13 protein-coding genes are annotated in these 13134 nt (G+C 70.6%); 4 read left to right on the top strand and 9 right to left on the bottom strand.

Annotation, left to right across the window (positions count from 1 at the left end; genetic code table 11):
- Positions 1–112: 112 nt before the first annotated feature.
- The 5 genes from OHS81_RS23255 to clpS form a co-directional block, all read right to left on the bottom strand.
- On the bottom strand, positions 113–286 hold the full coding sequence (locus OHS81_RS23255) for a putative leader peptide (RefSeq protein WP_328386600.1): 174 nt from the start codon (positions 284–286) through the stop codon (positions 113–115).
- An 84-nt stretch (positions 287–370) separates the two neighbouring features.
- Positions 371–796, bottom strand: a complete 426-nt coding sequence (locus OHS81_RS23250; RefSeq protein WP_088802074.1) for a Mov34/MPN/PAD-1 family protein — start codon at positions 794–796, stop codon at positions 371–373.
- A 104-nt stretch (positions 797–900) separates the two neighbouring features.
- Positions 901–2367, bottom strand: a complete 1467-nt coding sequence (locus OHS81_RS23245) for an amino acid permease (protein WP_328386599.1) — start codon at positions 2365–2367, stop codon at positions 901–903.
- A 322-nt stretch (positions 2368–2689) separates the two neighbouring features.
- Positions 2690–3283 carry a DUF2017 domain-containing protein gene (locus tag OHS81_RS23240; protein ID WP_328386598.1) on the bottom strand — a complete coding sequence of 198 codons (594 nt, stop codon included), beginning with the start codon at positions 3281–3283 and terminating at the stop codon, positions 2690–2692.
- On the bottom strand, positions 3280–3633 hold the full coding sequence (clpS, locus tag OHS81_RS23235) for an ATP-dependent Clp protease adapter ClpS (RefSeq protein WP_088797852.1): 354 nt from the start codon (positions 3631–3633) through the stop codon (positions 3280–3282). The genes OHS81_RS23240 and clpS overlap by 4 nt, the downstream gene beginning before the upstream one ends.
- A 152-nt stretch (positions 3634–3785) precedes the next feature.
- Between clpS and OHS81_RS23230 the strand changes: the two genes are divergently transcribed.
- Complete coding sequence (locus tag OHS81_RS23230) at positions 3786–5114, top strand: nicotinate phosphoribosyltransferase (protein ID WP_328386597.1); 1329 nt, start codon at positions 3786–3788, stop codon at positions 5112–5114.
- A 235-nt stretch (positions 5115–5349) separates the two neighbouring features.
- Entirely contained in the window at positions 5350–5946 is a 597-nt protein-coding gene (locus OHS81_RS23225) for an isochorismatase family protein (protein WP_328386596.1), read from the top strand.
- 106 nt (positions 5947–6052) lie between these two features.
- Here the strand turns inward: OHS81_RS23225 and OHS81_RS23220 are convergent, their stop codons facing one another.
- Entirely contained in the window at positions 6053–6439 is a 387-nt protein-coding gene (locus OHS81_RS23220) for a hypothetical protein (RefSeq protein WP_328391362.1), read from the bottom strand.
- A gap of 123 nt (positions 6440–6562) precedes the next feature.
- Positions 6563–8953, bottom strand: coding sequence for an immune inhibitor A domain-containing protein (locus OHS81_RS23215; RefSeq protein WP_328386595.1), 2391 nt, complete (start codon positions 8951–8953; stop codon positions 6563–6565).
- Between the two features lie 398 nt (positions 8954–9351).
- Here OHS81_RS23215 and OHS81_RS23210 point away from each other — a divergent pair, with 398 nt between their 5' ends.
- On the top strand, positions 9352–9714 hold the full coding sequence (locus OHS81_RS23210; RefSeq protein WP_328386594.1) for a hypothetical protein: 363 nt from the start codon (positions 9352–9354) through the stop codon (positions 9712–9714).
- Between the two features lie 80 nt (positions 9715–9794).
- Here OHS81_RS23210 and OHS81_RS23205 read toward each other — a convergent pair whose 3' ends face one another.
- Positions 9795–10637: an RDD family protein gene (locus OHS81_RS23205; RefSeq protein WP_328386593.1), complete on the bottom strand. Its 843-nt coding sequence runs from the start codon at positions 10635–10637 to the stop codon at positions 9795–9797.
- Between the two features lie 117 nt (positions 10638–10754).
- Positions 10755–12314, bottom strand: a complete 1560-nt coding sequence (locus OHS81_RS23200) for an RDD family protein (RefSeq protein ID WP_328386592.1) — start codon at positions 12312–12314, stop codon at positions 10755–10757.
- 237 nt (positions 12315–12551) lie between these two features.
- Here OHS81_RS23200 and OHS81_RS23195 point away from each other — a divergent pair, with 237 nt between their 5' ends.
- On the top strand, positions 12552–13037 hold the full coding sequence (locus OHS81_RS23195; RefSeq protein WP_328386591.1) for an SsgA family sporulation/cell division regulator: 486 nt from the start codon (positions 12552–12554) through the stop codon (positions 13035–13037).
- The last annotated feature ends 97 nt before the right edge of the window (positions 13038–13134 follow it).

The following is a 13134-nucleotide window of genomic DNA, read 5'->3' as shown; positions in this document are numbered from 1 at the left end:
GCGGGGCGGTGCGTCCCGGGTGCACGGCGTTACGGCGTGCCGGGAGGGCGTCGGGTGACGCCGGAAGTGCGGGGCTGTGGGCAGCGCGCGCCGCGCGCCCTGACGGGCCGGCTCAGGCGGCGGCGCAGCGCGGACAGATGGCGCTGGAAAGGCGGCACAGATCGACGTGCAGCCGTGCGGCTCCGCAGCCGAACACGCCCAGCAGTGCGGATGCCGAGCGACGCATGGCGAGCGGAGCGAGCAGCAGCATGCCCGGCCTCTTCTCGCTCATGTCGTGGTCAACCATGTGGGCATCGTATCGATTCCCGGTCCGGGTATTGGAACCTCGTCCCATCATGCGGACGATTGGTGTACAGCAGGTGGGACGGCCTCAGGAATAGGCCGCCACGACCTCGACTTCTTCCTCGGTGACCGCGCCGTCCACGATCCGGTACGAGCGGAACTGGAAGGGTCCGGCGTCGTCGGTGTCGGCGGTGGAGACCAGGACATAGTGGGCGCCGGGCTCGTTCGCGTAGGAGATGTCGGTGCGCGAGGGGTAGGCCTCGGTGGCGGTGTGCGAGTGGTAGATGATCACCGGCTCCTCGTCCCGGTCGTCCATCTCGCGGTAGAGCTTGAGCAGGTCGGCGGAGTCGAATTCATAGAACGTGGGCGACCGGGCGGCGTTCAGCATCGGGATGAACCGCTCGGGGCGGCCGCTGCCCGCCGGGCCGGCGATCACGCCGCAGGCCTCGTCGGGGTGGTCCTGGCGGGAGTGCTCGACGATCTGGTCGAAGAGTGCCTTGGTGAGGGTCAGCATGGCGCCAAGAATAAACAGCGGGCCCGCGCGTACCGAAGAGTGGTACGAGCGGGCCCGCATGCTGGACGCCGAGGGGATGTGCCCCGTTCCGTCCGGGTGGCGCCTCAGCCGTTGGTGTCCTTGGTGGAGGCGTCCTGCGGCGCCGCGCCGGCCGTCAGGCCGTTCGCCGCGTCCCGCCGCTTGATGCAGAGGTAGCCCACGCCCAGGATGAGCGCCCACACGGGAGCCGCGTAGAGCGAGATCCGGGCGTCCTTGTCGACGCCCATCATCACGATCACCATGGCGATGAAGGCCAGCGCGAAGACCGAGGTGTAGGGGCTGCCGGGGGCCTTGAACTCGGACTGCGGCAGCTCGCCGCGGTTCGCCTTGGCGCGGTAGCGCAGCTGCGAGGCCAGGATGACGATCCACGCCCACATACCGGAGATGGTGGCGAAGGAGACGACGTAGTTGAACGCCTCACCGGGCCACTGGTAGTTGATGTAGACGCCGAACAGCATCATCGCGACCGAGACGCCGGTGCCCCAGGTGGGCAGGCCGTTCTTGCTGAGCTTGGTGAAGAGCTTCGGGCCCTGGCCGTTGAGCGCGAGGTCGCGCAGCATCCGGCCGGTGGAGTACATGCCGGAGTTGGCCGAGGAGAGCGCGGCGGTCAGCACGACGAAGTTGACGATGCCGGCGCCGGCCGGCAGGCCGATCTCCTGGAAGGCGCGGACGAACGGGCTGACGCCCGGCTCGAAGACCGTCCAGCTGACGACGGACAGGATGATGATCAGCGCACCGATGTAGAAGAGGCCGATCCGCCACGGCACGGTGTTGATCGCCTTGGGCAGGACCTTCTTGGGGTTGTTCGCCTCGCCCGCGGTGACGCCGACGAGCTCGACGGCCAGGAAGGCGAACATCACGATCTGCAGCGTCATCAGCGTGCCGCCGATGCCCTTGGGGAAGAAGCCGCCGTGGGACCACAGGTTGGTGAAGGAGGCGGTGTCACCGGCGTTGGAGAAGCCGAGGGTGATCACGCCGAGGCCGATCAGGATCATGCCGATGATCGCGGTGACCTTGACCATCGAGAACCAGAATTCCAGCTCACCGAAGATCTTCACGGAGATCAGGTTGATGCCGAAGAGCGCGCACGTGAAGACGAGCGCCGCAGCCCATTGCGGTATGCCCTTGTTCCAGTACTGCACATACGTGGCCGCGGCGGTCACTTCCGTGATGCCGGTGACGACCCAGAACAGCCAGTACGTCCAGCCGGTCACGAAGCCGATGAACGGGCCGAGGAATTCCCGTCCGTACTCCGAGAACGAACCGGAGACGGGGCGGTACATGAGCAGCTCGCCCAGGGCCCGCATGATGAAGAAGATGACCAGACCGACGATGGCGTAGGCGAGGATGATGCTCGGCCCTGCCATCGAGATCGCCTTGCCGGCTCCGAGGAAGAGTCCGGTACCGATGGCGCCGCCAATGGCGATCATCTGGATCTGACGGTTTCCCAGACCCCGCTGATAGCCCTCTTCGGGGGCCGTCCCAGCTGCCTCATCGCCGTCGTGCTGCTTGTCGACCTGCACAGAGGTCATGTGTGGTGCGCCTTTCTCCATACCGACCCGGTCTGTCCGGATCGGGTCCCGATCCCCCCGGATGGAGTTCCTGCACGCCGACGGTCGGCCGGCAGTAGCGCTCCCGCGGCGACAGGGGTGGCGTCGCTCACGGCAGGTCGTGAACATGTATCACGGCGTCTCTTGGACCGCCTAGGGATGGCGTGAATCAAACCACGAGATAAAGGGGACAAGGACCCTGAAGTGCCGCAATTCACATGGCTGAGGTGATGCGATCGTTATCCGGATTTGAGCATCCGCTGAGCGAACTCAGCGGTAACAGCAGGGGTGGAACGCCCTGTTTTCAGCCCATCAGAGACTCGACAAGAGTCTCCTGGAGCCCGCCGAGCCAGAGGTAGGCCATCACCATCGGCTTGCGCGGATCGCTGTCCGGGAGCCGCAGCAGTTCTCCGCCATCTTCCTCATCGGTGACTTCAAGCCGGGTTCCGATGGCCAGCCTGAGGTCGTTGAGGGCTCCCAGCCACTGCCGGCACTCACCGGCATCGAGGCGGAGCAGCGCACTGTCACCGGCGGGTGCCAGGCCGTCCAGCGCGCGGATCAGCGCCAGGGCGTCCTCGCGCTTGCGCGCGCGCAGATCGTTCTCGGTGTAGCGGCGGAATTCGGCGGAGGCGGCGCGCACATCGTCGTCGGGGACGAGGTCGGGTCCGCCGTAGGCATCGGGGAAGAGGCGGGCCAGCACCGGGTCGGCGGGCGGCTCGCTGGGGCCGTCGTTGAAGATCGACGCCAGCAGGTCGTCGCTCTCGCTCTCCCCGGCCTCCTCGCCCGGACCGATCAGCTCCATCAGCTGGACGGCGAGGCTGCGCAGGATGGAGATCTCGACCTCGTCGAGGGGGACGGCGGCGCCGCCCCCGGGCTGCGGCTCGAAGTGCCCGGTCATCGGCGGTCCTGCTGAAGGGTCGCCCACAGGCCGTAGCCGTGCATGGCCTGCACGTCGCGCTCCATTTCCTCGCGGCTGCCGCTGGAGACCACCGCGCGGCCCTTGTGATGGACGTCGAGCATCAACTGATGGGCCTTGTCCTTGGAGTAGCCGAAGTACGACTGGAAGACATAGGAGACGTAGCTCATGAGGTTGACGGGGTCATTGTGGACGATCGTGACCCACGGGACGTCGGGTTCGGGGACCTCGAAGGGAGCCTCGCTCGACTGGGGGCGCTCGGTCTCGACCGGGACACTGAGGGTGCAGCGATGCGGCCGGAGCGTGATCGTGGGTGACGGGTGGGCGCTCACAGGCCCCATGCTGCCACCCGGGGGCGGGCGACGCACAAATGCCCCTCGCGCGGGCCGCGTCGGCGGGCCGCACCCGGCGCCCGCGGGCGGTCTTTTGTCGCCTCCGGAGCACTATCGTCAAAGTGACGAGTATTGGGGGTAGCATCGTCCCCATGAACACAGCAGACCTGGGGCTGCCGGTGGCCGTGCCGTCGACTGCGCTCTTCACCGACCAGTACGAACTCACCATGCTGCAGGCCGCGTTGCGGTCCGGCACCGCGGACCGGCGGTCGGTCTTCGAGGTCTTCACCCGCCGGCTTCCCGAGGGCCGCCGCTACGGCGTGGTGGGCGGCACCGGCCGGGTGCTGGACGCGGTGGAGAACTTCCGCTTCGACGAGACGATCCTCGGCTTCCTGCGCGAGCGCGCCATCCTCGACGAGCCGACGCTCGCCTGGCTGGCCGACTACCGCTTCCGCGGCGACATCTGGGGCTACCCGGAGGGCGAGGTCTACTTCCCCGGCTCCCCCCTCATGCGGGTCGAGGGCACCTTCGCCGAGGCGGTCCTCCTGGAGACGGTGATCCTCTCGATCCTCAACCACGACTCCGCGGTCGCCGCGGCCGCCTCCCGGATGTCGGTGGCGGCAGGCAGGCGCCCGCTGATGGAGATGGGCGCCCGGCGCACCCATGAGCTCGGCGCGGTGGCCGCGTCCCGTGCCGCCTACGTCGGCGGCTTCCACACCACCTCCGACCTGGCGGCCGGCTTCCGCTACGGCATCCCCACCGTGGGCACCAGCGCGCACGCCTTCACCCTGCTGCACGACACCGAGCGGGACGCCTTCACCGCGCAGGTCGACAGCCTGGGCAGCGGGACGACCCTGCTCGTGGACACCTTCGACGTCGCCGAGGCGGTGCGCACCGCGGTGGAGGTGGCAGGGCCCGGTCTCGGCGCCATCCGGATCGACTCCGGCGATCTGCTGCTGATCGCCCACCGGGTGCGCCAGCAGCTCGACGAGCTGGGCGCCACCAAGACCAAGATCGTGGTCACCAGCGACCTGGACGAGTACGCCATCGCCTCGCTGGCCGCCGCGCCGGTGGACGCGTACGGCGTCGGCACCCAGCTGGTGACCGGCAGCGGGCACCCGACCTGCTCGATGGTCTACAAGCTGGTCGCCCGCGCCGACAGCGAGGAGCCGGGCGCCCCGCTGCGGCCGGTCGCGAAGAAGTCGATGGGCGCCAAGAGCTCGCTCGGCGGCCGCAAATGGGCCGCGCGCCGGCTGGACGAGGACGGTGTGGCCACCGCCGAGGTCATCGGCACCGGCACGGTCCCGGCGGAGCTGGCCGACCGGCAGCTGCTGGTGCCGCTGGTGAGCGCCGGCAGGGTGGTGGCCCGCGAGCCGCTGGACGCCGCCCGCGCCCGGCATTTCGCCGCCCGCGACGGGCTGCCGCTGTCGGCGACCCAGCTCTCCCGCGGCGAGCCCGTGCTGGCGACCGAGTACGTCTGACGAGGACGCCGGACGACTGCGGCTGACGGCTGCGGCCGGCCCGTCCACCGCCTACGTCCGGCCCGACGCCGCCGTTCGTGTGCGGGGTGCCGGGCGCGGCGGCCCGGGTGCGCCGCGCCCGGCATCCGCCGCACTGCCGGGCGCCGCACCACTCCCGCAATCCCCCTCCAGTGGCTACCCTCGGTCACACCACCGCTCCTCGCCCCTCCCCGATTCCAGCCGGAAGGCACGCACCATGCACCGGGCATTGATCGTCGTTGATGTGCAGAACGACTTCTGCGAGGGCGGCAGCCTCGCGGTGGCGGGAGGTGCGGATGTGGCGGCGGCGATCACCGATCTGATCGGCCAGGCGGCCGGCGGCTGCTACCGCCACGTCGTGGCCAGCCGGGACCACCACATCGATCCCGGCGACCACTTCTCCGACACTCCCGACTACGAGCGCTCCTGGCCGGTGCACTGCGTGGCCGGCACGGAAGGCAGCAGCTTCCACCCCAATTTCGCCCCGGCGCTCGCCTCCGGCGCCATCGACGCGGTCTTCGACAAGGGCTCCTACACCGGCGCCTACAGCGGTTTCGAGGGCGGGGACGAGAACGGCACGTCGCTCGCGGACTGGCTGCGCGCGCACCGGGTCAGCGAGGTCGATGTGGTCGGCATCGCCACCGATCACTGCGTACGGGCCACCGCACTGGACGCGATCCGCGCCGGGCTGCGCACCCATGTCCTGCTGGATCTGACCGCCGGGGTGGCCGCGCACACCACCGAGCGGGCGCTGGAGGAGCTGCGGGCGGCCGGCGCCGAGCTGACCGGCAAGCCGGTGGTCCTCCGCGGCTAGGGCGGTCTTCCGGACCGGCCCGGGATGGATCCCGGAAGACCCGCCCTTCAGTCGCCCGCCGGGCCCGTCAGGCGGCCGCGGGGCCGTCAGCCGCCCGCGGGGCCCGTCAGGCGGCCGATGCCGGGCGGTCGCCGTCGTCCGGTCCCTCCTCCCGCAGCGGACGGGCCGGGTTCCGCAGCAGCGCCCGTATCGGGTGCCACGACTCGGTGTCGTCCTCCGGGGCCTCGCGCCAGACCAGGCCGTCCGGATGGTGCAGGACGGCCGTGACCTCGTCGGGTGTGGGCGGCTTGGTGTTGCCGCGCAGGTAGACGGCCCGCAGGCCGAGGTTGCGCAGCCTGGTCAGGGCGCGCTGGCGGTTCACGGCATGGACCAGGACCCGCACCCGGCAACCGCAGTCGTACAGGCTGCCCCGCGCCCCGTGGGGCGGCCTGGGCAGCGACAGGGCGACCACCACGCTTCCGCCGGGAAGCCTGGTGAAACCGCCACCGGACATCGTCATATCTCCCCCCGTGAGACTTCGCGTCAACAAGGAACTGTAGAACGCATCTAAACGCGAATCGGCCGCCGCCCGCTAGGGGGCGGCGGCCGCATGGCTCGTGAGCTGCGGTTTTACCTTTTACTTACCGGCAGGGCCGACCTGAAGCGTCACCGAGGAGCCGTCCCGGGCCTCCTTGGCGATCTTGATCCGGGTGTTGGTGTCAGGGACGATCACACCACCGGTCGGGTTCGCCTTGTCGTAGTAGACGCCGTGCCGGTCGTCGAAGAGCGCGATGCCCGGCTTGGACGCGATCGTGGCCTGCTTGCCGTCCTTGTGGAGGGTCAGGGCGTCGGTCCGGTAGCGCGTGAAGGTCGAGTCGTAGGACTGGAAGCGGTTGCGCATCAGCTTGCCGTCGGCCCAGCGCTCGGCCTTGGGGTGCGCGTCGACCGGCAGGATCTGCCCGTAGCCGGGGTGCCGGCCGACGTTGTTGTCCGGCTGCGAGGTGTCCCACAGCCAGATCAGCACGCCGTTCTGGTACGGGAAGTGCTCCACCCAGCTCGGCTTGGCGGTGGTCCAGCCGAAGTTGTACGGGCCGACCTTGAGGGTCTTGTCGTACGACACGTACTGGCGGTTCTCGGCGAGGTAGTACTGCGCGTAGTCCTTGGTGAAGGACGCACCGATGCGCGAGAAGCCCTTACTGGTCCAGCCGTTGTCGCCGCTCTCGGCGTTGTCGCTGAAGAGCGCCTTGCCGTCGGCGGTGACGCCGATGCTGTCGGCCGCGAAGCCCTTCTGCGCCGCGCCGCCGTCGGTCTGGTAGCGGAAGCGCAGGTCGATCTTCTTGCCCGCGTAGGCGTCCAGCGGGTAGGCGAGGTCCTGGTAGACGGCGACGGTGCCGGTCAGGGCGGGCTTGTCGCTGCCGTCGCGCGGGATGGCCTTGCCGTTCGCGGTGCCGTCCAGCGCCGTCCAGTTGCTGCCGCCGTCGGTGGAGACCTCGGCGTAGAGGTAGTCGTAGTCCTTCTCGATGTCCCACCAGCCCTTGAGGCCCAGGGACGCCTTGGACTTGCCGGTGAGGTCCACCTGCCGGGTCAGGGTGTTCTTGAGGTCGTTGCCCATGTCGCTCCACCACTGGTGGGAGCCCTCCGCGGGCGCGACGATATCGGTCTTGACCTTCTTGGCGGGCAGTTCGACGACCACCGCCTGCTTGTTCTTGGTGTTGTACTCGGCGACGCCCAGCTTGTGGGTGGACTTCGTGGCGGCCTTCGCCTTGCCGTAGTTGAGCCAGCCCAGCTGCAGCTTGTCCCAGGCGCTCATGTCGCCGGGCAGGTTGCCGATGTTGTCCTTGCCGGTGCCCAGCCAGGAGCCGCCCGACATCAACGACCAGAAGTCCACCGAGGATTCGCCGGTGCCGGTGGTGTCGTACTCGTCCGGCAGGCCCAGGTCATGGCCGTACTCGTGGGCGAAGACGCCGAGTCCGCCGTTCTCCGGCTGCATGGTGTAGTCGCCGACCCAGATCCCGGTGTCGCCGATCTGGGTGCCGCCCGCCTTGTTGGCGCCCGGACCGGTCTTGCCGGCGTCGGTGCCGTAGGCGTACCAGCGGTGTGCCCAGATGGCGTTGGTCTTCTGGACGCCGCCGCCCGCGGACTCGTCCTCGCCGGCGTGCACGATCTGGAAGTGGTCGATGTACCCGTCGGGCTCGTTGAAGTTGCCGTCGCCGTCGTGGTCGTAGCGGTCCCACTGGTCGTACTTGGCCAGGTCGGCCTTGATCTGGGCGTCGGTGCGGCCCTTGGCCTTCTGGTCCTTGGCCCACTGGTTGACGCCGTCGCGGATCAGGTCCCAGGCGCTGGCGCAGTTGGTCTGGCCGCAGTAGTTGGAGCCGTAGCGGGCCTCGTTCGAATCGACCTTGACCCAGTCCGAGACCTCGCCGTTGACCGAGTAGCGGCCCGAGGACTGCTTCTCGTAGTACTTGGCCAGCGACTGCTTCTTCTTGTCGTGCGAGAAGTAGAGGTCCTGGAAGTGCTTCTGGTTGAAGTCCTTCTGCCAGGCCGTGCTGTTGTCCTTGGCACGGTCCGGCTGGGCTATCCGGTTGTGCGCCGGGCCGGGGTCGCCGCCGTACTTCTTCACCGGCGGCTTGGGGCCGTCGCCGTCCGGGTCGTACATCGTGGTGTCGTCGACCTTGTCGCCGAAGTCCACGAGGATGGTGAAGATCTTGTCGGTCTTCTGCCGGGCGAGCTCGACGTACTTGCTCTTGCCGAGCTTGACGACCTTGGAACCGCCCCGCAGGGTCGCCTTGGCGTCGCCGGAGATGACCTGCTGGAGGGCTTCCTTGCGCTCGGCCGCCTGCCGGTCGCTGAACGGGCCCTTGAGGTCGTGGTCCACGGTCCGCTCGGGGGCCGGGTCATGGCGCCTGGCCACGGGCGAGGGTCCCTGCGCGTCGGCCGCGGCCACCCCCGAAGACAAAGCGGCCGCCCCGATCGCGGCGATTGCCGTGGCCAGGGCGGCCGATCTGAACACCGTTCTGTTGTCTCTCACTTGGCGCTGTCCTCCCCTTCGAACCGGTCACTGTTCGACGGCATTCGACCGGAAGTACGGGGAAAAAGACAGATCTTGACTTGGCCACGTCAGCGAAGTACGTTACTCGGCTCGCGAGTTGCGGCTATCGGACACCGTGCGGCAGCGTCGTCGGGGTGCCCCCTCGCCGGGCAGAGACCCGGTGTATATGCCCGTCGGGCATGCGCCCCCGCCCTCAACAGCCATGACAGCGCGGGGCGTACGCACGGGCGCCGGCGTTGTGCGCCCCCTGTGCACCGGGACCGTGGGTTAGGTCACGCTTACCTGGCGTTCCGTTCGGGCAGTAAGGACCGTAGCCTCGTTTGATGGCGCGCCCTTGACCGACACCCCCTGCCGACCCTCCGAGGACGGATTCCGTCATGCCTCGTCCGACCCCCGCACAGCTCGCCTACGGTTCGGCCACCGTCTTTCTCTCCACCCTCGCGATGCTGCTGCTCTCGCAGACGCAGACCGGGATCGGGGTCGCGGTCATCGCCATCGCCGGGCTCGGGCTCGGACTGCTGGTCGCCATGACGGTCCCGATGCCCGGGGTGCCGCGGGTGGTCCGCCGGCATCTCGTACGGGACGAGGCACCCGCCGCGCCCGCCCCGTCCCAGGCCGTACCGACGCCGCCCGAGCACCTGAGGCCCGTGGCCGCATCGTCCCCCCGCGCCCCCTGGGGCCGCTTCGCCGCACCGGCTGCCGCCGCCACGGACACCCGGATCGGCGAGCACTCCCGCTGAGACGGGCACTCACGCCGGGCGGGCACTCCCGCTGAGACGAGCACTCACACCTCAGCGGGCACTCACGCCGCAGCGGGCGCTCACGCCGAAGGGGCTTGAGCCGTCTGTGCCGGTGCCTGTGTGGACACCACCACGGTTTTTGCCGCCTTGTCGTGCAGACACTGGTGATACGGCTGGTCCCAGGTACACCACAGGACGTTGACCAGCCAGAAGATGAAGCCGCAGCACGGCACGATCTCCGGCAGCGTATAGACCGCGGCCCGGGTCCAGCCCGCCTGCGCGGTGGGGATCGAGCCGTTCGAGAGCATCGCCACCCGGATCTTCATCGCCATCTTGCCGAGGGTCTGGCCGCGGCTGGAGAGCATCAGCCCTTCGTAGATGAGATACGCCAGCATGGTGACGCCCGTTACCGTCGACTGCCTGCCGGCCTCCACGCTGTCGGTGCTGAAGTAGTCCACCCCGCCGACGATCAGCGCCATGATCACGGATACCGGTACCCCGATGATGATCGCGTCGATGATGCGCGCCACGAGCCGGCGCCCGCGGTTCGCCAACGGCGGCATACCGGCCAGCGGGTCGGCCGGACCGGGCTGCCCGCCGTAGGGGTCACCGGCATACGGGCCGCTGCCGTACGGGGCGCCCGCGTAGGGGGGCTGGGCGCCGCCCGGGGGCGGGGTACCTCCCGGCGGCGGAGTCCCGCCCGGAGGAGGAGCCCCGCCCGGGGGCGGCGCGCCGCCTTCACCGGCGCCGGTACCGTTGCCGCCCGTACCGTTGCCGCGCGGAGCGTGGTTGCGAGGGGCGCCGTTCTCGCGGGGCGAGCTGTTACGGGGAGCGCCGCCCGCCGGGGGCTCCTGCGGCTTCTTCAGGAACGGGTCGTCCTCCGGCGGCTCACCGGAACCGGGCCGGGGCTGGTCGGTACTCATGGCCCGAGTCGACCGCTTGTCGCGGCCCGCCGCATCCGGCGAAGTCCGTTCGGGGGACGGCTACCGGCCGGGCGGGCGGCGAGGCAGGCGGGACTTTGACGACAGGCCCCGGGAGCCTCAGCCGGAGGCGACGAACGTCCGCGCGACCTTGTCGTGCCAGCACTGGCGCCACGGCCGGTCGAACAGGCACCAGAGAACGTTCAGCACGCCGACGACGAGCACGCCGAGCACGCTGTAGACGAACCAGCGCCGCAGCGCCGCGCCGAGGGCCGGGCTGTCATGGCTCTCGATGTCGAGGACCCGTACGCCGCACAGCTTCTTGCCCAGGGTGCGGCCCCATTTGAGGGTCGGCAGCGCCTCGTACAGCGCACCGCCGAGCAGCAGGACGGCCAGGATCGTGGCGAAGACCGGGATGGTGGTGCCGTCGATCAGATAGACCGTCATCTGGCGGCCGGACTGCTTGGCCGCCTCGACCTTGGCGTCGATGTGGTCCGTGACGGTGCTCCACATGGGAACGGCCACCGCGGCGGTGAGCGCCCCCAGCACCAGCGTGTCGATCAGCCGGGCCGCCAGCCGGCGGCCGAGTCCGGCCGGGTGGCCCTGCGCGGCCTGGGCCAGAGCCGAGAAGGGATCGGCGGCGGCCGGCGGCTTCCAGGGGACGACGCCGTCGGCGTCGGCGCCCTGCGGGCCGGGGTCGCCGGGGGTCTGCTGCGCCGGGCTCTGCGGGGCGGGACGCGGCGCGGGGCTCGGGGGCGCCTGCTGCTGCGGGGCCTGCGGGGCGGCCTGGTTCTGCGGGGCCTGCGGGGCGGCCTGGTTCTGCGGGGCCTGCGGGGCGGCCTGGTTCTGCGGGGCGGGGCCCGGGGTCTGCTGCGGCGCCGGGCGGCCCTGCTGCCGGTCGCCGACGGACGGCAGCGACTGCGGGGAGGCGTCACCGGGCGCGGCGGACGGGGACGGGGTACGGCCGCCGCCCGCGACACGGATCGCCATGGTCTCGCCGCCCTTGGCGGGCTGTGCAGCGCCGGGCCGTACCGCACGGATCGCGGTGGTGCCCTGGTCCGCGGAATTGCTGCCGCGGCGGGCGGCCGGGTTCACGGCCCGGATGGCGACCGTCCCGTCGGACGGGCCCTCGGGGCGCACGGGCGAGGACCCGCCGGGCGCCTCGCCGGCCGGGGCCCCGTCGCCGCCCTGCTCGCGCTGCGGCGGCACCCCGCCCCAGGGAGCGGCGCCCGACGGAGTACCGGCGGGCGCCTGGTCCGGTGAGCCCCAGGAGATCCGGCGGTCGGTCTCGGCGCCGTAGCCGCCCTGCCGGGAGGCATCGGCCTGCCAGGAGGCCGCCGGTCCGGGGCCGGCGCCGTGCAGCCGGGCCGGGTCGTCCCAGCCGGCGGCGGGCCGGGCCTCGACCTCGCCGCTCTGGCGTACGGCCGGCACCGCGGAGCCGCCGGCCGCCCCCTCCTCGTCGAAGAAGACCGGTCCGGTCTCCTCGACTGCAGGGGTTGACGCCGGGGCCACGCCGGGCGGCGGTGCGGGCATCGCCTCGCCGTCGGCGGGGGCGGGCCGGCTGGTGCCCGGCACCCATGCGGCACCGTTCCAGTACCGGATGTAGCCGGGGATGGACGGGTCCGGGTAGAAGCCTGGCGTAGGGCTACCGCCGGCGGATCCTGAGGTAGGGGCGCTCATGTCCGAAGTCCCGTATCTGTACTCGGCCTGGTGGGTGTGGGGTGCAGTCTGCCGCAACGCGGCGTCCACATCTATCAGACCCCGGTTGCCCTCATACCCATGCCCGCCCACGACCACCTGGAAGAGGCGCGGGAAAAAAGTTGTACGAAGTCGTGTAATGGTCCGGCGCCCGGCGCCTCTCTCCTCTGTGCGGGCCCGGTACCGGGTGCCCGCGGGGCGCGAGGAGAGGCGGACGTCATGCACACCGTGGTGGAGCGAGAGCTGGAGCTGGGCCTGGTGTTGTCACCGGAGCGGAGTGTTCCGGTGCCGGCCCGGCTGACGTACCGGACGGACGACCCGTACGCCGTCCATATCGCGTTTCATATCGGTTCCCACTCCCCGGTCCGGTGGACCTTCGCCCGCGAACTGCTCGTCGAGGGCGTGTTCCGGCCGTGCGGCGACGGCGACGTACGGGTGTGGCCGACCAAGCTGGACGGGCGCAGCCTGGTCTGTATCGAGCTGGACTCGCCGGACGGCCGGGCGCTGTTGGAGACTCCGGCCCCCGCGGTCTCCGGATGGCTGGAGCGCACGTTGCGGGTGGTGCCGCCGGGGTCCGAGCAGGGGCACCTGGACCTCGACAAAGGACTGAGCGATCTGCTCGCCATGGCACCGACGGAGGCGGCGGATGACCAGCGGCCGGGCGGTCCCCGCCCCTCGGAGGAGCCCCCCGGGCCCGGGGCGTAACGGGTGGCGAAGCTGCTGCCGCGTGGCCCGGCCGGGAAACGCCGGGGCCGGGGTGCGGGCGGCGCCCGGCCGCACCCCGGCGCGGCGGCCGGGCGGG

It is taken from the genome of Streptomyces sp. NBC_00400 (assembly GCF_036048035.1).
In the GTDB taxonomy this organism is placed as follows: domain Bacteria; phylum Actinomycetota; class Actinomycetes; order Streptomycetales; family Streptomycetaceae; genus Streptomyces.
The sequence above is the reverse complement of the archived record's forward strand: the minus strand, read 5'-3'. Positions and strand labels throughout refer to the sequence as shown.

Bases quoted from the DNA above. Each gene is read 5' to 3' on its own strand.
- OHS81_RS23255 (WP_328386600.1), bottom strand. From the start codon at position 286: ATGGTTGACCACGACATGAGCGAGAAGAGGCCGGGCATGCTGCTGCTC.
- OHS81_RS23220 (WP_328391362.1), bottom strand. From the start codon at position 6,439: ATGTCCGGTGGCGGTTTCACCAGGCTTCCCGGCGGAAGCGTGGTGGTC.
- OHS81_RS23230 (WP_328386597.1), top strand. From the start codon at position 3,786: ATGAACACAGCAGACCTGGGGCTGCCGGTGGCCGTGCCGTCGACTGCG.
- OHS81_RS23210 (WP_328386594.1), top strand. From the start codon at position 9,352: ATGCCTCGTCCGACCCCCGCACAGCTCGCCTACGGTTCGGCCACCGTC.
- OHS81_RS23250 (WP_088802074.1), bottom strand. From the start codon at position 796: ATGCTGACCCTCACCAAGGCACTCTTCGACCAGATCGTCGAGCACTCC.
- OHS81_RS23195 (WP_328386591.1), top strand. From the start codon at position 12,552: ATGCACACCGTGGTGGAGCGAGAGCTGGAGCTGGGCCTGGTGTTGTCA.
- OHS81_RS23205 (WP_328386593.1), bottom strand. From the start codon at position 10,637: ATGAGTACCGACCAGCCCCGGCCCGGTTCCGGTGAGCCGCCGGAGGAC.
- OHS81_RS23245 (WP_328386599.1), bottom strand. From the start codon at position 2,367: ATGACCTCTGTGCAGGTCGACAAGCAGCACGACGGCGATGAGGCAGCT.
- OHS81_RS23240 (WP_328386598.1), bottom strand. From the start codon at position 3,283: ATGACCGGGCACTTCGAGCCGCAGCCCGGGGGCGGCGCCGCCGTCCCC.
- OHS81_RS23200 (WP_328386592.1), bottom strand. From the start codon at position 12,314: ATGAGCGCCCCTACCTCAGGATCCGCCGGCGGTAGCCCTACGCCAGGC.
- OHS81_RS23225 (WP_328386596.1), top strand. From the start codon at position 5,350: ATGCACCGGGCATTGATCGTCGTTGATGTGCAGAACGACTTCTGCGAG.